Origin of the sequence: Pseudomonas petroselini, from assembly GCF_045037875.1 — a bacterium.
In the GTDB taxonomy this organism is placed as follows: domain Bacteria; phylum Pseudomonadota; class Gammaproteobacteria; order Pseudomonadales; family Pseudomonadaceae; genus Aquipseudomonas; species Aquipseudomonas petroselini.
Map to the genome: position 1 here is coordinate 5,846,233 of NZ_CP173614.1, position 17,798 is coordinate 5,864,030.

Sequence of the window (17,798 nt, forward strand, 5' to 3'; positions counted from 1 at the left end):
TACACAATCAGCGGTGCACTCGATGTGCACACCATTGACCGACCGTGCAGCACGCGGCAGTCAGGAAGGTGCCCCAGGCCATGTCCATGATCGCTAACTGGGCTGACCAGCCCTGCAGCGTGGCCCAGTTACTCAGGTCGTAGGTGCCATAAGCGACCAGCCCAAGCAATGCCCCCCTGCGCGCTGCGCGCTGCCAACTGACACTGGGCAGAACCACGAATACCACGCAACCGACCACATAGAGGAGGTAGAAGAGCAGAGCCGGCATTAGGCGGGGCTGGTCCAGCATCAGCGGGCCCAGCAGGGATTTGTAGGTTGGCCCCATGAGCACGCCGAGCCAAAGGCCGTCGAGGACCAGGAAAGCCAGCAACGTGCCGAGGTAGGCGAAAGATGTTTTCTTGGTCATTGATGCACCTCTGTAAGCGCCAACGGGCGCCTACAGAAGAGCAAAGCGTACTCAGCTTAGTTCAATGCGATCCGCGTGAATCACAATCTGGCCCTGCTTATACAGCGCACCAATGGCTTTCTTGAAGTTACCCTTGCTCACGCCGAACAAGTTGCTGATCACCGCCGGGTCGCTCTTGTCGCTGACCGGCAAGGTGCCGTTGTTTTCACGCAACTTGGCAAGGATCTTCGAGTTCAGGCTCGAGGCTGCTTCCTGGCCAACCGGTTGCAGGCTCAGGCTGATATTGCCATCCGCACGGATCTCCTTGATAAAGCCTTTTTCTTCCTTGCCCGGGCGCAGGAACTTGAACACTTCATTCTTGTGGATCAGGCCCCAATGCTTGTTGTTGATGATCGCCTTGAAGCCCATGTCGGTGGCTTCGGCCACCAGCAGGTCGACCTCCTGGCCCACCTGGTAATTGGCAGGCGTCTTGTCCAGGTAGCGGTCCAGGCGTGCGGTGGCCGTGATGCGCTTGGTGTGTTTGTCGAGATAAACGTGCACCACGCAGTATTCGCCAGCGGTCATCTGACGCTTTTCTTCCGAATACGGCAGCAACAGATCCTTGGGCAAGCCCCAGTCGAGAAACACGCCGATGCTGTTGACTTCCACCACTTTCAAACTGGCGAATTCGCCCACTTGGACTTTGGGCTTTTCGGTCGTGGCGATAAGTTTGTCATCGCTGTCCAGATAAATGAAAACGTTTAGCCAGTCTTCATCTTCACTGGGAATATCTTTGGGGATATACCGATTAGGCAAGAGGATTTCGCCATCTTGCGCACCGTCCAGGTACAAACCAAAGTTAGTGTGTTTAACCACTTGCAAGCTGTTGTAGCGCCCGACTAAAGCCATTTCCAAATACCCTCATTGCGTGGGCGGCATTCTACCCGAGTTGCGCTCGTCACGCGCGCGCGCCTGAAAAATCAAGGCCTGGCGTGGCCTTGCGATGGCATCGCCCCGCTCGTCCGATCAATCCGCCTGATTTTCCTCAGGCAACCCACCGCAGCCAGCACCAGGGTTTCGAATTAAAACAGTAAGTTAGGGGTTCATTTCAAAGATGAAACTTGGCTGTTTTCAGCCGCCGCACTTATTCTTCGAGGATATTTACCAAGCAATTGTCAAGTATTTCCTGTACGATGCCTGGCCAAGTTAATTTTCTACAGGTTAGTGGCCGCCATGCGTGTAAAAGCATCCAACAGCAAAGCAAAGCCAGCTCCCGCCGTTGAAACCAGCGAATCGATCAACAGCCAGATTGCTGCTTTCCTCAAGTCCGGCGGCGAAATCCAGCAAATTGCCAAGGGCGTCAGCGGCCAGACTTTCGGCCCATCCAAGCAGATCAGCCTGGGTAAAAAGTAACACCGCGCAACACCACTGGTCCCTAAGCGTCTTGCCTTCAAGGCGCTAGGACTAGAGCCCGAAATACCCTCGCTGCCTATTTTTCATTAGCGCTAATCGACGAACGGGCCTCACCTCCCGACGTTCGCCGGTATCCTTGCACACGTCTAGCACGGGCATCTGCCCGATTCCTTCGTCACTGCTCCTCGCTTTTCATGGAGTGAAGCATGCTCAAACCGTGCATCTTTCTGGTCAGCGCCCTTGTCGCGTGCCCCCTTGCCCAAGCGCAAATATTCCAGCGTGAACTCGGCGACTTCGACCTGAAATTGGGCACCACCCCCAGCCGCAGCATGGCCCAGGGCCTGGTCAAGCCGACGTCTCCCGGCAGCGACTCGTTCCACGGCGGGCTGGACCTGAGTCATGACAGCGGCCTGTATTTTGGTCAGTTCTCACCGAACATGGGCCTGTCCTCGGCCAGCACCCTTGAAGTCGATTCCTACATGGGCTTCAAACACCCTTTCGACCAGACCCTGGGCTATGAAGTCGGCTTGATCCACTACAGCTACCCCAAGCTCAGCCCGCTCGACAGCCAGGAGTTCTATGGCGGCCTGAACCTGCTGGGTAATCGCTTCGGTGCCTCCTTCAGCAACGATCCGGATCGCCAGGACAGCACACTGTTCGCCGACCTGGGTGGCACCCAGCCTTTCGGTATTGGCGTCAGCATGAAATACACCACGCATCAGTTGGGCACGCCGGTCTCGGTGGACGGCGGCTCCATTCGCAGCTTCAGCGACTGGTCGGTGCAATTCTCCCGAGAATGGATGGGCGTTGACCTGAACCTCATCTACAGCGACTCCAGCCTCAGCGGCGGGGACTGCTCGGCCTATTCCGGACACAATTCGCAATGCGATGGTCTGTTGACGCTGAAGGCGGCGCGGTCGTTTTATTAATCGGCTGAACTGTCGCCCCCCGCGCAGGCTCACATGTGATAACCCACATTGCGAAGGACCCGCCCATGCTGCGTCGGCTCAAATTACTCGTCGTACTGCTGACCCTGAGCCTGGTGCTCGCCGGCTGCAATCGCGTAGGCCTGGCCTATCGCAACCTGGACGTGATCATTCCCTGGACCCTCAACGACTACCTGGACATGAACGCCGGGCAGAAGAGCTGGTTCAACGACAAGCTCAAGGAGCACCTGGCCTGGCATTGCACCACACAACTGCCGGGCTACCTGGACTGGCTGGACCGCCTGCAGCAGATGGTCGACGACAACCAGGTTACCGAAGCGGCCTTGCAGACGCGCACCGTAGAGGCCAAGCAGGCCATCGCCGAGATCGCCCGCGAGGTCACACCGTCAGCCATCGAGTTGTTGCAGGGGCTGGACGATCAACAGGTCAAAGAGATGAACGACGCGTTGTCCAAAGACCTGCGCAAGCGCCAGGACGAGTACCTCAAGCCACCGCTGGCCAAGCAGATCCAAGAACGCGCCGAACGCATGAATAAACGCCTGGATGCGTGGATGGGGCCGCTGAGCGATAGCCAGAAAAACCGCGTCACGGCCTGGTCCATCAGCCTGGGTGAGCAAAACCAGCAATGGATCGGTAACCGCGCGCATTGGCAGGCGCAATTTATCGACGCCGTGAAGCAACGCCAGAGCGCCGACTTCCCGCAGAAAATGCAGCAACTGCTGGTGGACCGGGAAAGCCTGTGGACGCCGGAGTACCGCGTCGCTTACGCCGAGACAGAAGCGGCAGCACGCAGCCTGATCGTCGACCTGATGGCGCAAAGGAGCGTGCAACAGCGCCTGAAACTGACGCAAAAAATCGACGGTGTACGCAGCGACTTCAAGGCACTGAAATGCCTCAAGGGCAGCGCAAGTTAATGTGAGAGGGGCTGGCCCCCGCCCACATTAGATGAGCGCAGTGGCGGATCAGGCAATCTGAGCCTTGGAAGCCACCTCGGCAAAGGTCGCCGGATCCAGCGCGTCCGCCTGCTCATCCAGCACCTGACGTGGGTGATCATTGCCGGGAATCGAACTGTCGATCAGCGCCAACAGTTGTGCGCCCAGCGGAGTGAGGATGAAATTCTCGCCATTTCCGCCCTCTTCCTCAGGGCGCGACTCAATAAAGCCACGCTTGAACAGCAGCGCTTCATAATCTGCCGCCGTCTTCTTCAGCGCATCCAGGTTGCCGGTGGACTCGCCCGCCGTGGCCTTTTCGGCCGCTTCCTGCTCGGCGTATTTGCGCGGGGCGAAGCTGCCCTCGCCGTTCTGCACTTCATGCAGCAGACGTTCGATCAGATCCCAGTTGTAAGTCGTCATCCTGATTCCTCCTGCAGGCTGGTGGAAAGTAGCCCGTCAAGGTTGTGACAGGCCACGTCACTGGCCGTTCAGCCGAATAGACGGACGTCATTTCTCTGAACTTTCCAGACGTTCGCGCCCTCAACAGCACATAACCGCCAAGGAGGTCTGCCCATGAAAACCCTGATGAACCTGGCCATCGTCGCCACGCTAACCGCCGCCCTGCCCGCTTGGGCCTGCACGCCCGACGAGGCCACGGCCAAGCGCGAGCAACTGGCCCAGGAAGTGGCCAAACTGACCGAACAGAACCCGACCAAGGCCAAGGAGATGAACGACGAGCTGCAGAAGATGGACCTGGATACCGAAAGCGCAGAGTTCCCGGACAAATGCCAGTTGATCGACGCCCGCCTCAAGGAGCTCAAGGAAGCAGCGGCCAAAGCCAAAAGCTGATGGCATAAAAAAACCGGACAAACGTCCGGTTTTTTCATATCACTCAAGCCTTATTCAGCAGCCGGCGCTTCCGGCTTGCGGCGCTTGAGTGGCGCCATGCCGTCCTTGCTGACGAGCGACAGGTTGTCGGTCTTCGGCCGGTTGGCAATCTTGCGTTTGGTCGGCGACTTGGCGCCGGCCTTTTTCTTGTCGCCCTTGGCGTCGGTCTTTTTCTTCTTCACGCCAACGGCCTTGCCCGATGCCTTGACCTTCTTCGGCCCGGTGTAGGTGCCTTTGACTTCCTTGATGGTGCGACGCTCGAACGACTGCTTGAGGTAGCGCTCGATGCTCGACATCAGGTTCCAGTCGCCATGGCAGATCAGCGAGATCGCCAGGCCATCATTGCCGGCACGCCCGGTACGGCCGATGCGGTGCACATATTCGTCGCCGCTGCGTGGCATATCGAAGTTGATCACCAGGTCCAGGCCGTCCACGTCCAGGCCGCGCGCGGCAACGTCGGTGGCCACGAGGATCTTCACACCGCCGGCCTTGAGGCGGTCGATGGCCAGCTTGCGGTCCTTCTGGTCTTTCTCGCCGTGCAGCACGAACGCCTTGTATTCCTGGGCAACCAGGCGGCCGTAGATACGGTCGGCGGCAGCGCGGGTATTGGTGAACACGATGGCTTTCTGATAGGTCTCGTTGGCCAACAGCCAGTTGAGGATCTGCTCTTTGTGCACATTGTGGTCAGCCGTGACGATCTGCTGGCGCGTGGTCGCGTTGAGGTCGCTGACGTTGTTGACCTGCAGGTGCTCAGGGTTGTTCAGCACCTTGGCGACCATCTCGCGCAGGGTGGAACCGCCGGTGGTGGCGGAGAACAGCATGGTCTGCTGGCGATTGATGCACTCGGCCACCAGGCGCTGCACGTCATCGGCAAACCCCATGTCGAGCATGCGGTCGGCTTCGTCGAGCACCAGCACTTCGACTTCCTTGAGGTCGAGGTTGCCGGCGTTGAGCTGCTCGATCATGCGGCCTGGGGTGCCGATCAGGATGTCCGGCACCTTGCGCAGCATGGCGGCCTGCACCTTGAAGTCTTCACCGCCGGTGATCAGGCCGGACTTGATGAAGGTGAACTGCGAGAAGCGCTCCACTTCCTTCAAGGTCTGCTGGGCCAGCTCGCGGGTCGGCAGCAGGATCAGGGTCTTGATGCTGACCCGGACTTTGGCCGGGCCGATCAGGCGATTCAAAATCGGCAGGACGAAAGCGGCGGTCTTGCCACTCCCGGTTTGAGCCGTCACCCGCAGGTCACGCCCTTCGAGCGCGAGCGGGATGGCCGCTGCTTGCACCGGCGTAGGCTCGACAAATTTAAGCTCGGCCACGGCTTTGAGCAGGCGTTCGTGCAGGGCGAATTGGGAAAACACGGGTGCTACCTCGAAGAAATACAAAAAATCAGCTGCATAGGGTACCGGTTTCGGCCGTCCAAACCGAGTTTCTTTACGCGAACGGTGTCATTCAGGCGCTTTTTTGTCAGGGCATTTGTCCATGACATCAACTTTGTTGCACTTAAATGCTCTAATCGCCCCGTCTTGTCCCATAGAAGAATCGGTTTCACCCATGGATATCAAACAGCTCTGGCTCAACGTCCAAGACCTCTGGGGCGCCCTCGATCAACACCCGCTGCTGCATGCCAGCCTCGGTTTTGTGGTGTTGTTGGTGGTGGCTCTATTGCTTGGACGAGTGGCACGTTACCTCATCCTCCACGCCATCAAACTGCTCGGCCGGCAACCGGCCCTGCATTGGCTCAATGACCTGCGGCACAACAAAGTCTTCCATCGCCTGGCACAGATGACGCCCTCGCTGGTGATCCAATTCGGCCTGTACCTGGTGCCGGACCTGAGCAAGACCGCCATCCTGTTTATCGGCAACGTGGCCCTGGCGCTGACCATCCTGTTCCTGGTACTGGCCATGAGCGCCCTGCTCAGCGCCCTGCTGGACATCTACGCCCGCACCGAACACGCCCGCACCCGCTCGATCAAGGGCTACGTGCAGTTGGCGAAGATGGTGCTGTTCGTGTTTGGCGCAATCATCATCGTCGCCACCCTGATCGACCGTTCGCCGCTGTTGCTGCTGTCGGGTCTTGGCGCCATGTCAGCCGTGATCCTGTTGGTGTACAAGGACACGCTGCTGTCGTTCGTCGCCAGCGTGCAGTTGACCAGCAACGACATGCTGCGGGTGGGCGACTGGATCGAGATGCCCCAGGTCGGCGCCGACGGCGATGTCGTGGACATCACCCTGCACACGGTCAAGGTACAGAATTTCGACAAGACCATCGTCTCCATCCCTACCTGGCGCCTGATGTCCGAGTCGTTCAAGAACTGGCGCGGCATGCAGGCCTCCGGCGGGCGGCGCATCAAGCGCAGCCTGTTTATCGACGCCAGCGGCGTGCGCTTCCTGCGCGACGACGAAGAACTGCGCATGACCCAGGTGCACCTGCTCACCGACTACATCGGGCGCAAGCAGGCTGAGCTCAAGGCCTGGAACGAAGCCCAGGGCCACAGTGCACAGCTGTCGGCCAACCGCCGCCGCATGACCAACCTCGGCACCTTTCGCGCCTATGCCCTGGCCTACCTGAAAAGCCATCCGGACATCCAGCCGAACATGACCTGCATGGTGCGCCAGATGCAGACCACCGCCCAGGGCGTGCCGCTGGAAATCTACTGCTTTACCCGCACCACGGCGTGGGCCGATTACGAACGGATCCAGGGGGACATTTTTGATTACTTGCTCGCGGTGTTGCCGGAATTTGGCTTGAGTTTGTATCAGCAGCCGAGTGGGAATGACTTGCGCGCGGGGGTGTTGCCGGCGGTGTTGGGGGCCAGTCATTTGCCGGCCCCTGAAAGTCGCGCTGGCTAAACCACGGAGCGGTTGGGCGCCTTCACGCCCAACCGGCTGATCCACACCGCCGCCAGAATCACCAACCCACCCAATGCCAGTCGCCCCAACGGCTCGTGCTGATTCCAGATCAGCAGGTTCAGCAGCAACCCCACCGGCACATGCAGGTTGTTCATCACCGCCAGGGTGCCGCCCTGCACCAGGCAAGCCCCCTTGTTCCACCAGTACATGCCCAGCGCAGTGCTGACCAACCCGAGGAACACCAGCACCCCCCATTGCAGCGGCGCCTCGGGCAGGAAGTTGGCTTTGCCGAACAACAGGAACGCCGGCAATACCACCAGCAACGCGCCCAGGTAGAAATAACCAAAGCGTCGGTAATGCGGCAAATTACTGGGATAACGCGCCACCAAGTGTTTGTACATCACTTGCCCGGCGGCATAGGTGAAGTTGGCCAGTTGCAGCAGCAGGAAGCCTCCGAGGAAGTGCGGGGTGATCTGGTCGAAACGGATCACCGCCGCACCCGCCACCGCGACCAGCGCGGCGATCAGCGCCCAAGGGTTGAAGCGCCGGTTCAAGGCGTCTTCGATCAGGGTCACGTGCAACGGCGTGAGGATGGTGAACAGCAACACCTCCGGCACCGTGAGCACGCGAAAGCTCAGGTACAGGCACACGTAGGTCACGCCAAACTGCAGCGCGCCGATCACCAGCATGCCCCGCATGAACGCCGGTTCTACCGAGCGCCAGCGGGTCAGTGGGATAAACACCAGACCGGCCAGCAACACCCGCACCAGCACCGCGAAGTAACTGTCGACGTGACCGGCGAGGTATTCGCCGATCAAGCTGAAGGAAAATGCCTGAATCAGGGTGACAACCAGTAAGTAGCCCATGCGCGCCTCATTTCGAATGGGCGGGACATTAAAGGTTTTCGGCGAGTGAAGAAACTCGGGGTAAAAAAAACCCGACCTCGCTAAAGCGTCAGTCGGGCGGTAGCACTCAGGAGCAAAAGTGCAAAGGGAGGTTCGTTACGCGTACTTGAAGGGTTTGCGTGGAGCGATATAAACACTGCGCGATTATGTGGCGATTAAAGGATCAAGCGACCTGTGCCAGCAGCGCCTTGGCGTGGTTGATGCCCTTCTCCTGGAAGTCCCCGCTCAAGTTCACCCCTTCGGCATGAATGAACGTGACATCGTGAATCCCGATAAACGCCATGACCTGACGCAGGTAGGGTTCCTGGTGATCAGAGCTGGCACCGGTATGGATGCCGCCGCGAGCGGTGAGCACGACGGCACGCTTGCCGGTCAGCAGACCCTGAGGGCCGGTGGCGGTGTACTTGAAGGTCACGCCGGCCCGCAACACATGGTCCAGCCAGGCTTTGAGGGTGCTGGGGATGGCGAAGTTGTACATCGGCGCGGCCATTACCAGCACGTCGGCGGCCAACAGTTCGTCGGTCAATTCGTTGGAGCGATCCAGGGACGCCTGTTCGTGGCCATTGCGCTGATCCGCCGGCTTCATCCAGCCGCCGAGCAGGTTGGCGTCCAAGTGCGGCAACGGGTTGAGGGCCACGTCACGCACGGTGATCTGATCCGCCGGGTGGGCGGCCTGCCATTGGCTGATGAACTGCTGGGTCAGTTGGCGAGAGATCGAATCCTGCTGGCGGGCACTGCTTTCGATGATCAGAACATTGGACATGGCGTTGTAGGCTCCATCTGTAATTGCTGTAAGTCGATGGAGTGAAGATTAAACAGAGCCAATTCGATTAAAAAGCGCAAAAAACTGCTATAACCCATCTATAAATTTGTTTATAGGCGGAGTGCGCCGTGGGCATGCTCCGCTGCAGCGTTACTTGGGTGCGCAGGTCAGTGCAATGCGCATCTTGATAATGGCGCGGTTGAACTTGACCGTGGTGTTAGTGCTTTTGCCTGCCGGCACCGTGACCGTTCTGCGACGCGGCGCTTCCGGGCCGTTGGTGAAGATTACCGAGCAGACGGCGTCCTGGGTGCCGTAGTTATTGAGTTGGATCGAACTGATATCGCCGTCCACATCGGAGGCGGTGTAATCGATGCTCACGCCGTCGATCTTTTTAGTCACGTCGATGGGGTAGGCAAACGCGCCCATCGGCAGCAGCGCCAGCAACACACAACAGAATTTTCTCATTCGGCAGTCTCCAATAAGGACCGCCAGCTTAGGACAAGAGGAACCCATCTTGAAAGCGCCCCGCGTTACCCTCGATCAATGGCGCACGCTGCAAGCCGTGGTCGACCATGGCGGCTTCGCCCAGGCGGCCGAAGCGCTGCACCGTTCGCAATCCTCGGTGAGCTACACCGTGGCCCGCATGCAAGACCAGCTCGGCGTGCCGCTGCTGCGCATCGATGGGCGCAAGGCGGTCCTCACCGACGCCGGTGAAGTGCTGCTGCGCCGCTCCCGGCAATTGGTAAAAAACGCCAGCCAACTGGAAGACCTCGCCCACCATATGGAGCAGGGCTGGGAAGCCGAAGTACGCTTGGTGGTGGACGCGGCGTATCCGAACGCACGCCTGGTGCGCGCGCTCACCGCGTTCATGCCGCAAAGCCGTGGTTGCCGGGTGCGCCTGCGTGAAGAGGTGTTGTCGGGCGTTGAGGAGTTGTTGATCGAGGGCGTCGCCGACCTGGCGATCTGCGGCTTCAGCATCCCCGGTTACCTGGGCACGGAAATGAGCGACGTAGAGTTTGTCGCGGTAGCCCATCCCGAACATGCCTTGCACCGCATGCACCGCGAACTGAGCTTCCAGGACCTGGAAAGCCAGATGCAGGTGGTGATCCGCGACTCCGGCCGCCAGCAACCACGCGACGTCGGCTGGCTCGGCGCCGAACAGCGCTGGACCGTCGGCAGCCTGGCCACCGCCGCCGCCTTTGTGGGCAGCGGCCTGGGCTTCGCCTGGTTGCCTCGGCACATGATCGAACGCGAACTCGCCGAGGGCGTGCTCAAGCAGCTACCCTTGGAACAGGGCGGCAGCCGCCACCCCACGTTCTACCTGTATTCCAACAAGGACAAACCCTTGGGGCCGGCGACGCAGATCCTCGTGGAACTGCTGCGCACCTTTGACACTGCCCCGCTGGACGCGCCTTTCGCCGCGCCCCGGCAAGCCTGAAACGGAGTTCACCGATGGCCTGGTTCGACCACGAAGGCTGCAGCCTGCACTACGAGGAATACGGCCACGGCACGCCGCTGATCCTGATCCACGGCCTGGGTTCCAGCAGCCAGGATTGGGAGTTGCAGGTTCCGGTGCTAGCCAGGCATTACCGCCTGATCGTGGTGGATGTGCGTGGCCACGGGCGCTCGGATAAGCCGCGCGAACGCTACAGCATCCAAGGGTTCACCCACGACGTGCTTGCCCTTATCGAGCACCTGCACCTGCCGCCGGCGCATGTGGTGGGCTTGTCGATGGGCGGCATGATCGCCTTCCAATTGGCGGTGGACGAGCCTGCACTCGTTAGAAGCCTGTGCATCGTCAATAGCGCGCCCGAGGTCAAGGTGCGCAGTGCCGACGACTATTGGCAGTGGGCCAAGCGCTGGACCCTCGCGCGGGTGCTCAGCCTGGCCACCATCGGCAATGCGCTGGGTGAACGGCTATTCCCCAAACCGCACCAGGCCGACCTGCGCCGCAAGATGGCCGAGCGCTGGGCAAAAAACGACAAACGTGCTTATCTCGCCAGCTTCGATGCGATTGTGGGCTGGGGCGTGCAGGAACGACTTTCGAGGATAACCTGTCCAACCCTGGTCATCAGCGCCGACCACGACTACACCCCCGTGGCGCAGAAAGAAAACTATGTAAAACTGCTGCCCGATGCGCGACTGGTGGTGATCGAAGATTCCCGCCATGCCACGCCCTTGGATCAACCCGAAGTCTTTAACGCAACCCTGCTCGATTTTCTAAAGACAGTCGAAACCACTACCCAGGATCACTGACCCATGCTGAAAAAAATCGCCTTCTTTGCCGGTTCTGTTTTGTTCGCTGCTAACCTGATGGCGGCCCAGCCGGCCAAGGCGCCCCACGTATTGATCACTACCACCAACGGTGACATCGAGATCGAACTGGACCCGGTCAAGGCGCCGATCAGCACCAAGAACTTCCTGGCCTATGTCGATAAAGGCTTCTACACCAACACGATTTTCCACCGCGTGATCCCAGGCTTCATGGTCCAGGGCGGCGGCTTCACCCAGGCAATGACACAAAAACCCACTGATGCACCGATCAAGAACGAAGCCAACAACGGCCTGCATAACGTACGTGGCACCCTGTCCATGGCGCGTACCAGTGACCCGGATTCGGCCACCAGCCAGTTCTTCATCAACGTGGCCGACAATGCCTTCCTCGACCCAGGCCGTGATCGCGGTTACGCGGTATTCGCCAAAGTGGTCAAGGGCATGGACGTCGTTGATGTGATCGTCAACTCGCAGACCACCACCAAGCAGGGCATGCAGAACGTGCCAATCGATCCTGTGTACATCAAGTCGGCCAAGCGCATCGACTGAGATAGCAGGTAGTTCCGCGCGCAGCCCACAAGGCCGCGCGCGCATTTGAACAGGAGAGCCCGCGCGGCGGGCGTCAACCCTAATGCTCTATCGTCGTTTTGAACAACTGATCGATATTTTCCGCGATGCCCCTGGCGCCGCTCCTCCCGATAAAGCCCTGCCCTTCTATCTCTTCTACCTGCGCCAAGTGTGGCCGTGCTTCGCCGCGTTGCTGGTGGTGGGCCTGGTCGGCGCCCTGATCGAAGTGGCGCTGTTCAGCTACCTCAGCCGCATCATCGACCTGGCCCAGGGCACGCCACCGGCGAACTTCTTCCAGATCCACAGCACTGAGCTGATCTGGATGGCCGTGGTCGCCCTGCTCCTGCGTCCGATTTTCAACGGCCTGCATGACTTGCTGGTGCACCAGACCATCAACCCTGGCATGACCAGTCTGATCCGCTGGCAGAACCACAGCTACGTGCTCAAGCAGAGCCTGAACTTCTTCCAGAACGATTTCGCCGGGCGTATTGCCCAACGCATCATGCAAACCGGTAACTCGTTGCGTGACTCGGCGGTAGCGACGGCGGAAGCCATCTGGCACGTGTCGATCTACGCGATCACCTCCCTGGTGTTGTTTGCAGAAGCCGACTGGCGGCTGATGATTCCGTTGATCACGTGGATCATTGGTTACTGCCTGGCCTTGCGTTACTTCGTGCCGCGGGTCAAGGAACGTTCGGTGATCTCCTCCGAAGCACGCTCCAAACTCATGGGGCGTATCGTCGACGGCTACACCAACATCACCACCTTGAAACTGTTCGCCCATACGCAGAATGAGCAGGAGTACGCCAAGGAAGCGATCATCGAGCAGACCGAAAAGACCCAATTGGCCGCACGCGTGCTCACCAGCATGGATGCGGTGATCACGGTCCTGAACGGTCTGCTGATCGTCACCACCACCGGCCTTGCGTTGTGGCTGTGGACCCAGTCGCTGATTACCGTGGGCGCCATCGCCCTGGCCACAGGGTTGGTGATTCGCATCGTCAACATGTCCGGCTGGATCATGTGGGTGGTCAACGGCATTTTCGAAAACATCGGCATCGTGCAGGACGGTCTGAAAACCATCGCCCAGCCGCTGGCCGTGATCGACCGCGACAACGCCCCGCGCCTGAGCGTACCCCGTGGCGAGGTGCGCTTTGAGCAGGTGGATTTCCACTACGGCAAGAAGAGCGGGATCATTGGCGGCCTCAACCTTGAGATCAAGGCCGGTGAAAAAATCGGCCTGATCGGCCCGTCCGGTGCGGGCAAGTCGACCCTGGTCAACCTGCTGCTGCGTCTCTATGACCTGCAAGGCGGGCGCATCCTGATCGACGGCCAGAACATTGCCGAGGTCGCCCAGGAAACCCTGCGCGAGCAAATCGGCATGATCACCCAGGACACCTCGCTGCTGCACCGTTCGATCCGCGACAACTTGCTGTACGGCAAGCCGGATGCAACCGATGAAGAGCTCTGGGCGGCGGTGCACAAGGCGCGCGCCGATGAGTTCATTCCGCTGCTGTCGGACGCCGAAGGCCGTACCGGGATGGACGCACACGTGGGCGAGCGCGGGGTAAAACTCTCCGGCGGGCAGCGTCAACGCATTGCCATCGCCCGCGTGCTGCTCAAGGACGCGCCGATCCTGATCATGGACGAAGCCACCTCGGCGCTGGACTCGGAAGTGGAATCGGCGATCCAGGAAAGCCTGGAGACCCTGATGCAGGGCAAGACAGTGATCGCGATTGCGCACCGCCTGTCGACCATTGCACGGATGGACCGCCTGGTGGTGCTGGAGAAAGGCCAGATTGCCGAGAGCGGCAGCCACGCCGAATTGCTGGAACACGGCGGTTTGTATGCACGGTTATGGCAGCACCAGACCGGGGGGTTTGTCGGCATCGACTGATGCCACGGTTTTCTAAATGGGGGAGCAGGCTACTGTGGTGAGCGGGCTTGCTGTGGTGAGCAGGCTTACTGTGGTGAGCGGGCTTGCCCCGCGCTGGGCTGCGCAGCAGCCCCAACCCCTGGCACTGCGGCTTTCCTGAAAGAATGCAGTGCCTTGGTCAGGGTCGCTTCGCAACCCAGCGCGGGGCAAGCCCGCTCACTACAAATACCTGCCAGTTCTTCTGCACTTGCGCGCACAGCAGGATATAGCACGCCCTTTACACCTGCCGATAAGGCAGGGCTGCCCTCGCCTCTTCGGCATACGCCACAATCCCCACCCGCTCGCGTTCAAGAAAATCCTCCACGGCGTTCTTCAACCCCGGATGGCGCAGGTAGTGCCACGAGCGCGTAATCACCGGTTCAAACCCGCGAATCAACTTGTGCTCGCCCTGTGCCCCCGCGTCGAAGCGTTGCAGGCCGTGGGCGATGGCGTAGTCCATGCCCTGGTAGAAGCAGGTTTCGAAGTGCAGGCGATCGAACTCTGCCAGGCAGCCCCAGTAGCGGCCATAGAAGCTGTCGCCGCCGATCAGGCTGAAAGCCATGGCCACCGGGCGTGTGCCTTGTTTGGCCAGCACCACGCGGATCGATTCGGGCATGCGCTCGGCCAACAGGCTGAAAAACGCGCGGGTCAGGTAGGGCGATTGGCGGCGCACGGCGTAGGTGTTGGCGTAGCAGGCGTAGACGAAATCCCACTGGGCTTCGCTCAGTTCATGACCTTGCAGCCACTCGAAGTCGATCCCCTGCCCCGCCACTTGTTCACGCTCTTTGCGCATTTGTTTGCGCTTGCGTGAACTCAAGGCGTCGAGGAAGTCCTGGAAGTCGCGGTAGCCGCGGTTCTGCCAGTGAAACTGGCACCCCAGGCGCTGTAACCAGCCCGGTTGTTGGGCCAGTGCCTCATCGGCCAGGTCATCGGTGAAGTTGATATGGGCACTGGAGAGCCCTTCGATTTCCAGGTAACCCGGCAGGCTTTTGAGCAGCTCGAAACCGTCCTCGGCACGGACCGCCAACAGGCGTGGGCCACCCACGGGACTGAACGGCACCGCCGTCAGCAGCTTGGGGTAGTACTCGATACCGGCCCGCTCACAGGCATCGGCCCAACCGTGATCAAACACGTACTCGCCGTAGGAATGCCACTTGCGATAACTGGGTAACGCCGCCACCAGTCGATCGCCCTCCCAATGCAACAGATGCTCCGGTTGCCAGCCCGATTGCGGGCCCAGGCTGGCGCTGTCTTCCAACGCGCTCAGGAACGCATGGCGCACGAACGGCTGGGCCTGTGGCACCAGCGAATCCCAGGCTTGCGGGGCGATTTCGGACAGGCTGTCCAGGCGTTGCAACGGCATCGGCATCCTCACTACTTCAGGGCGTGAAAGCCTGGCGAGTATCGCTGATCGCTGGCCTTCGCACACCCCCGATTCGCGCGACAAGGCTCTAAACCAATAGTTCCGAAGATGAATAATTTGTCATGTAGATGACATCACTTAGCCACTGCGGCGTCATAAACGATCGTGATACTGACGCCTGTTTTTAGAGCGCCTGGTTCTATCAGGTGGTTATGTGTTCCGTCCGTCATCGGTCGGTTGTGTCCTGGATGGTTTGCCATCCCTCCTCACTTTCGGAGATTGATATGCGTCTTGCTTCCACTAAAACTGCGGCGGTCCTGTGCGGCGGCCTGTTACTGGCCCTGAGCGTTCCGGCCAGCGCTGCAGTCGACGCTAAATTGCTCGACATGCTCAAGGCCAACGGCCAGATCACCGCTGCGCAGTACACTGAACTGCAAAGCGAATTGGCCAAAGACCAGAAAGAACAGCAGATCGCACGGCAAGCTCAACAAGAGACCAACGAACAGATCGCGGCCACCGCGAAAAAAACCAACGAGCTGAGCAGCTTCGACCAGAAGCTGGCCTGGGCCGCCAAGACTCAGTTCAAGGGTGATGTGCGCATGCGCCACGAGACCATCAAGGTCGAAGGCGAAAATGGCGTCACCCGCGCCGGCGTCACCGGCCGTGACAAAGATCGCGAACGGATCCGTGCGCGCCTCGGCGCCTACACCGAGATCAACCCGCAAGTGGACACCGGTATTCGTATCGCCACCGGCGGCGGCAGCGATGCGCGCTCCACCAACCAGGACCTGGACGGCTACTTCGATAAAAAATCGATCTGGCTGGACCTCGGCTACATCGACTACCACCCCGACCAGATCAAGAACCTGCACATCATTGGCGGCAAAATGCTGCAGCCGTGGGTCAACATGGGCGACGTGATCTGGGATAGCGACATCAACCCCGAAGGCCTGGCAGTCACCTACAAGTACCCACTGGGTGGCAGCGCCGAGCTGTTCGGCAGCCTGGGTAACTACAACCTCAAGGACAACGTGGACGGTGACGGCGTGCAGTACCGCCACGACCTGCGCCTGACTACCGGCCAGTTGGGCACCCGTTTCTCGGTGACCGACAACCTGAAAGTGACCCTGGGCGGCAGCATCTACGCCTACCAGAACGACGAAGACAGCCGTGCCTCCGGGACCAGCACCCCGAACGTACTGGCGACCAACGGCAACACGCCAAACGGCGAGTTCCGCCTGTATGAAGGTTTCAGCCAAGTCGATATCGGTGGCCTGGCAGTGCCTCTGGCGTTCTACGGCCAGTACGTAAAAAACAACGACGCTATCGACGATGCCGACACCGCCTGGTTGTTGGGTGCCAAGTCCAAGGTGTTCGGCTTCAACCTGGACTACAACTATCGCGACGTAGAGAAAAACGCCGTGGTGGGTGCCTTTACCGACTCGGACTTCGGCGGCGGCTTCACCGGCTCCCGTGGCCACAAGTTCAAAGTCGGCTATGACATCGACAAGAACTTCGCCATCGGCGCCACCTACTTCCTGACCAAGACCGACACCTACAGCCGCACACTCGTGGACCGTAGCGCGAAAGCCAACACCTTCCAGCTGGACGCAGAAGCCAAGTTCTAACTGCACGCGTCATAAGCCTTGGGCCAGGACGGCCCGAGGTGGCTCTACAGCCTTGCGTGGGTGGATCGGTCCCCATCATCCGTCCGATTCAACCACGCGAGCCTGCTTATTCCCCGCCTTTGTGATCCTTGAGCCGCTCGCCAGCCAGCCGCTGCGCCAGGGCATCCACACCCTCTACCGGCTCATCCGGCATGATCTTCAGCGTCGCCTGCAGCAGGCGCATCTGGCGGATAAACCGACGGCAGTTCGGGCAGAACATCAAGTGATGACGCACCAGCAGACGCTCGCGAAAGGTCAATTGCCCATCGAGGTAGTCACTGGAACGTGCCACTTGCTCTTTACAGGTCAACATTCGCCCGTTTCCTCAAAATGCTCCACCGAGGCGAAGACTTTAAGCCGCGCCCGATGCAACAGCACACGGACATTGGAGAGCGACAGCGTCAGAAGATTACAGATCTCTTCCAGCTCCAGGCCCTGGCGTTCACGCAGCACCAGCACGCTGCTTTGCAACTCCGACAGGCTCAGCAACGTATGCTCCAGGCATTGGCGCAGTTCATCTTCGGTCAGCAGCGCTTCCGGGGTGTCTTGATGCCAGGCGTAGGGGGCGACGGCCCAGTGGCCATCGTCCGGGGAAAAGCGCTCGTCACCGATGGTGCCATGGGGCGAAGGCAAATCGTCGAGCAACACCTCACGACGGTTCTGCTTGTAGCGGCCTTTGGCGGCGTTGGCGGTGATGGTCAGCAGCCAGGTCTTGAGGCTGGACCGTCCTTCGAACTTGGCCAGGTTGCGTACCACTGACAGCCAGGCGTCCTGCACGACTTCGTCGGCGTGGCGCTGGCCGACGATGGCATAGGCCACCGCCCGCATGGCGCTCTGGTAGGTGGTGACCAATTCCTTGTAGGCCCGCTGCTCACCCTTGAGCAGGCGTTCAAGCAGGTGCGTGTCGTCCGCTGCTGCCATGTCTACCT

Annotated in this window: 20 protein-coding genes; 10 read left to right on the top strand and 10 right to left on the bottom strand. The window is 60.0% G+C overall.

Translation table 11 applies throughout. The features are described 5' to 3' along the window. Positions 1-7: 7 nt before the first annotated feature. Together ACI512_RS26915 and ACI512_RS26920 are read right to left on the bottom strand one after the other, a co-directional pair. Positions 8-406 (bottom strand): DUF2177 family protein, encoded by a 399-nt coding sequence (locus ACI512_RS26915; RefSeq protein WP_236381301.1) that lies wholly within the window; start codon positions 404-406, stop codon positions 8-10. 51 nt (positions 407-457) lie between these two features. Further along, a complete protein-coding gene (locus ACI512_RS26920; protein WP_015885267.1) occupies positions 458-1,294 on the bottom strand; it encodes a S1 RNA-binding domain-containing protein in 837 nt (278 codons plus the stop codon). A 324-nt stretch (positions 1,295-1,618) separates the two neighbouring features. Between ACI512_RS26920 and ACI512_RS26925 the strand changes: the two genes are divergently transcribed. The 3 genes from ACI512_RS26925 (at position 1,619) to ACI512_RS26935 (ending at position 3,659) form a co-directional block, all read left to right on the top strand. Continuing rightward, on the top strand, positions 1,619-1,798 hold the full coding sequence (locus tag ACI512_RS26925; protein ID WP_003193095.1) for a hypothetical protein: 180 nt from the start codon (positions 1,619-1,621) through the stop codon (positions 1,796-1,798). A gap of 206 nt (positions 1,799-2,004) precedes the next feature. Then, positions 2,005-2,727 (top strand): TorF family putative porin, encoded by a 723-nt coding sequence (locus ACI512_RS26930; RefSeq protein WP_015885268.1) that lies wholly within the window; start codon positions 2,005-2,007, stop codon positions 2,725-2,727. Between the two features lie 65 nt (positions 2,728-2,792). Next, positions 2,793-3,659 (top strand): DUF6279 family lipoprotein, encoded by an 867-nt coding sequence (locus ACI512_RS26935; RefSeq protein WP_405121432.1) that lies wholly within the window; start codon positions 2,793-2,795, stop codon positions 3,657-3,659. 48 nt (positions 3,660-3,707) lie between these two features. Here the strand turns inward: ACI512_RS26935 and ACI512_RS26940 are convergent, their stop codons facing one another. Beyond that, positions 3,708-4,097: a hypothetical protein gene (locus tag ACI512_RS26940; protein ID WP_015885270.1), complete on the bottom strand. Its 390-nt coding sequence runs from the start codon at positions 4,095-4,097 to the stop codon at positions 3,708-3,710. Between the two features lie 153 nt (positions 4,098-4,250). On the opposite strand from ACI512_RS26940, the gene ACI512_RS26945 reads away from it, so the two are divergent. Next, a complete protein-coding gene (locus tag ACI512_RS26945) occupies positions 4,251-4,526 on the top strand; it encodes a hypothetical protein (RefSeq protein ID WP_064052693.1) in 276 nt (91 codons plus the stop codon). Positions 4,527-4,576: 50 nt separating this feature from the next. On the opposite strand, the gene ACI512_RS26950 is transcribed toward ACI512_RS26945, so the two are convergent. Next, positions 4,577-5,923 (bottom strand): DEAD/DEAH box helicase, encoded by a 1,347-nt coding sequence (locus ACI512_RS26950; RefSeq protein ID WP_043205730.1) that lies wholly within the window; start codon positions 5,921-5,923, stop codon positions 4,577-4,579. A gap of 193 nt (positions 5,924-6,116) precedes the next feature. Here ACI512_RS26950 and ACI512_RS26955 point away from each other — a divergent pair, with 193 nt between their 5' ends. Continuing rightward, the gene (locus ACI512_RS26955) at positions 6,117-7,415 is read left to right on the top strand and encodes a mechanosensitive ion channel family protein (RefSeq protein WP_236381299.1); all 1,299 of its coding nucleotides are present in this window, start codon (positions 6,117-6,119) and stop codon (positions 7,413-7,415) included. On the opposite strand, the gene ACI512_RS26960 is transcribed toward ACI512_RS26955, so the two are convergent. From ACI512_RS26960 to ACI512_RS26970, 3 genes are all read right to left on the bottom strand, one after another. Beyond that, positions 7,412-8,281, bottom strand: coding sequence for a carboxylate/amino acid/amine transporter (locus ACI512_RS26960; RefSeq protein ID WP_236381298.1), 870 nt, complete (start codon positions 8,279-8,281; stop codon positions 7,412-7,414). The genes ACI512_RS26955 and ACI512_RS26960 overlap by 4 nt on opposite strands. 202 nt (positions 8,282-8,483) lie before the next feature. Beyond that, positions 8,484-9,083 carry an FMN-dependent NADH-azoreductase gene (locus tag ACI512_RS26965; RefSeq protein ID WP_236381297.1) on the bottom strand — a complete coding sequence of 200 codons (600 nt, stop codon included), beginning with the start codon at positions 9,081-9,083 and terminating at the stop codon, positions 8,484-8,486. A 150-nt stretch (positions 9,084-9,233) separates the two neighbouring features. Further along, positions 9,234-9,548, bottom strand: a complete 315-nt coding sequence (locus ACI512_RS26970) for a 3-phosphoglycerate kinase (protein ID WP_122810128.1) — start codon at positions 9,546-9,548, stop codon at positions 9,234-9,236. 49 nt (positions 9,549-9,597) lie between these two features. Here ACI512_RS26970 and ACI512_RS26975 point away from each other — a divergent pair, with 49 nt between their 5' ends. The 4 genes from ACI512_RS26975 to ACI512_RS26990 all read left to right on the top strand — a co-directional run bounded on the left by ACI512_RS26975 (position 9,598) and on the right by ACI512_RS26990 (position 13,821). Then, positions 9,598-10,521, top strand: coding sequence for a LysR family transcriptional regulator (locus tag ACI512_RS26975; RefSeq protein WP_015885277.1), 924 nt, complete (start codon positions 9,598-9,600; stop codon positions 10,519-10,521). Positions 10,522-10,535: 14 nt separating this feature from the next. Beyond that, the gene (locus tag ACI512_RS26980) at positions 10,536-11,339 is read left to right on the top strand and encodes an alpha/beta fold hydrolase (RefSeq protein WP_015885278.1); all 804 of its coding nucleotides are present in this window, start codon (positions 10,536-10,538) and stop codon (positions 11,337-11,339) included. A gap of 3 nt (positions 11,340-11,342) precedes the next feature. Then, positions 11,343-11,906 carry a peptidylprolyl isomerase A gene (locus ACI512_RS26985; RefSeq protein ID WP_015885279.1) on the top strand — a complete coding sequence of 188 codons (564 nt, stop codon included), beginning with the start codon at positions 11,343-11,345 and terminating at the stop codon, positions 11,904-11,906. Between the two features lie 82 nt (positions 11,907-11,988). Further along, positions 11,989-13,821 carry an ABC transporter ATP-binding protein gene (locus ACI512_RS26990; protein ID WP_236381296.1) on the top strand — a complete coding sequence of 611 codons (1,833 nt, stop codon included), beginning with the start codon at positions 11,989-11,991 and terminating at the stop codon, positions 13,819-13,821. Between the two features lie 256 nt (positions 13,822-14,077). Here the strand turns inward: ACI512_RS26990 and ACI512_RS26995 are convergent, their stop codons facing one another. Continuing rightward, on the bottom strand, positions 14,078-15,202 hold the full coding sequence (locus tag ACI512_RS26995) for a GNAT family N-acetyltransferase (RefSeq protein ID WP_064052687.1): 1,125 nt from the start codon (positions 15,200-15,202) through the stop codon (positions 14,078-14,080). Positions 15,203-15,486: 284 nt separating this feature from the next. Here ACI512_RS26995 and ACI512_RS27000 point away from each other — a divergent pair, with 284 nt between their 5' ends. Beyond that, positions 15,487-16,830, top strand: a complete 1,344-nt coding sequence (locus ACI512_RS27000; protein ID WP_015885282.1) for a putative porin — start codon at positions 15,487-15,489, stop codon at positions 16,828-16,830. Positions 16,831-16,936: 106 nt separating this feature from the next. Here ACI512_RS27000 and ACI512_RS27005 read toward each other — a convergent pair whose 3' ends face one another. Both ACI512_RS27005 and ACI512_RS27010 read right to left on the bottom strand, forming a co-directional pair. Further along, positions 16,937-17,182, bottom strand: a complete 246-nt coding sequence (locus ACI512_RS27005) for an anti-sigma factor (protein WP_236381295.1) — start codon at positions 17,180-17,182, stop codon at positions 16,937-16,939. After that, a complete protein-coding gene (locus ACI512_RS27010) occupies positions 17,176-17,790 on the bottom strand; it encodes an RNA polymerase sigma factor (RefSeq protein ID WP_405121433.1) in 615 nt (204 codons plus the stop codon). The genes ACI512_RS27005 and ACI512_RS27010 overlap by 7 nt, the downstream gene beginning before the upstream one ends. Positions 17,791-17,798 lie beyond the last annotated feature (8 nt).

Excerpts from the sequence above, each read along its gene's own strand:
- ACI512_RS26945 (WP_064052693.1), top strand. The coding sequence starts at position 4,251 with ATGAAAACCCTGATGAACCTGGCCATCGTCGCCACGCTAACCGCCGCC.
- ACI512_RS26935 (WP_405121432.1), top strand. The coding sequence starts at position 2,793 with ATGCTGCGTCGGCTCAAATTACTCGTCGTACTGCTGACCCTGAGCCTG.
- ACI512_RS26930 (WP_015885268.1), top strand. The coding sequence starts at position 2,005 with ATGCTCAAACCGTGCATCTTTCTGGTCAGCGCCCTTGTCGCGTGCCCC.
- ACI512_RS27005 (WP_236381295.1), bottom strand. The coding sequence starts at position 17,182 with ATGTTGACCTGTAAAGAGCAAGTGGCACGTTCCAGTGACTACCTCGAT.
- ACI512_RS26940 (WP_015885270.1), bottom strand. The coding sequence starts at position 4,097 with ATGACGACTTACAACTGGGATCTGATCGAACGTCTGCTGCATGAAGTG.
- ACI512_RS26965 (WP_236381297.1), bottom strand. The coding sequence starts at position 9,083 with ATGTCCAATGTTCTGATCATCGAAAGCAGTGCCCGCCAGCAGGATTCG.
- ACI512_RS26990 (WP_236381296.1), top strand. The coding sequence starts at position 11,989 with ATGCTCTATCGTCGTTTTGAACAACTGATCGATATTTTCCGCGATGCC.
- ACI512_RS26920 (WP_015885267.1), bottom strand. The coding sequence starts at position 1,294 with ATGGCTTTAGTCGGGCGCTACAACAGCTTGCAAGTGGTTAAACACACT.
- ACI512_RS27010 (WP_405121433.1), bottom strand. The coding sequence starts at position 17,790 with ATGGCAGCAGCGGACGACACGCACCTGCTTGAACGCCTGCTCAAGGGT.
- ACI512_RS27000 (WP_015885282.1), top strand. The coding sequence starts at position 15,487 with ATGCGTCTTGCTTCCACTAAAACTGCGGCGGTCCTGTGCGGCGGCCTG.
- ACI512_RS26955 (WP_236381299.1), top strand. The coding sequence starts at position 6,117 with ATGGATATCAAACAGCTCTGGCTCAACGTCCAAGACCTCTGGGGCGCC.
- ACI512_RS26985 (WP_015885279.1), top strand. The coding sequence starts at position 11,343 with ATGCTGAAAAAAATCGCCTTCTTTGCCGGTTCTGTTTTGTTCGCTGCT.
- ACI512_RS26925 (WP_003193095.1), top strand. The coding sequence starts at position 1,619 with ATGCGTGTAAAAGCATCCAACAGCAAAGCAAAGCCAGCTCCCGCCGTT.
- ACI512_RS26995 (WP_064052687.1), bottom strand. The coding sequence starts at position 15,202 with ATGCCGTTGCAACGCCTGGACAGCCTGTCCGAAATCGCCCCGCAAGCC.
- ACI512_RS26915 (WP_236381301.1), bottom strand. The coding sequence starts at position 406 with ATGACCAAGAAAACATCTTTCGCCTACCTCGGCACGTTGCTGGCTTTC.
- ACI512_RS26960 (WP_236381298.1), bottom strand. The coding sequence starts at position 8,281 with ATGGGCTACTTACTGGTTGTCACCCTGATTCAGGCATTTTCCTTCAGC.
- ACI512_RS26970 (WP_122810128.1), bottom strand. The coding sequence starts at position 9,548 with ATGAGAAAATTCTGTTGTGTGTTGCTGGCGCTGCTGCCGATGGGCGCG.
- ACI512_RS26980 (WP_015885278.1), top strand. The coding sequence starts at position 10,536 with ATGGCCTGGTTCGACCACGAAGGCTGCAGCCTGCACTACGAGGAATAC.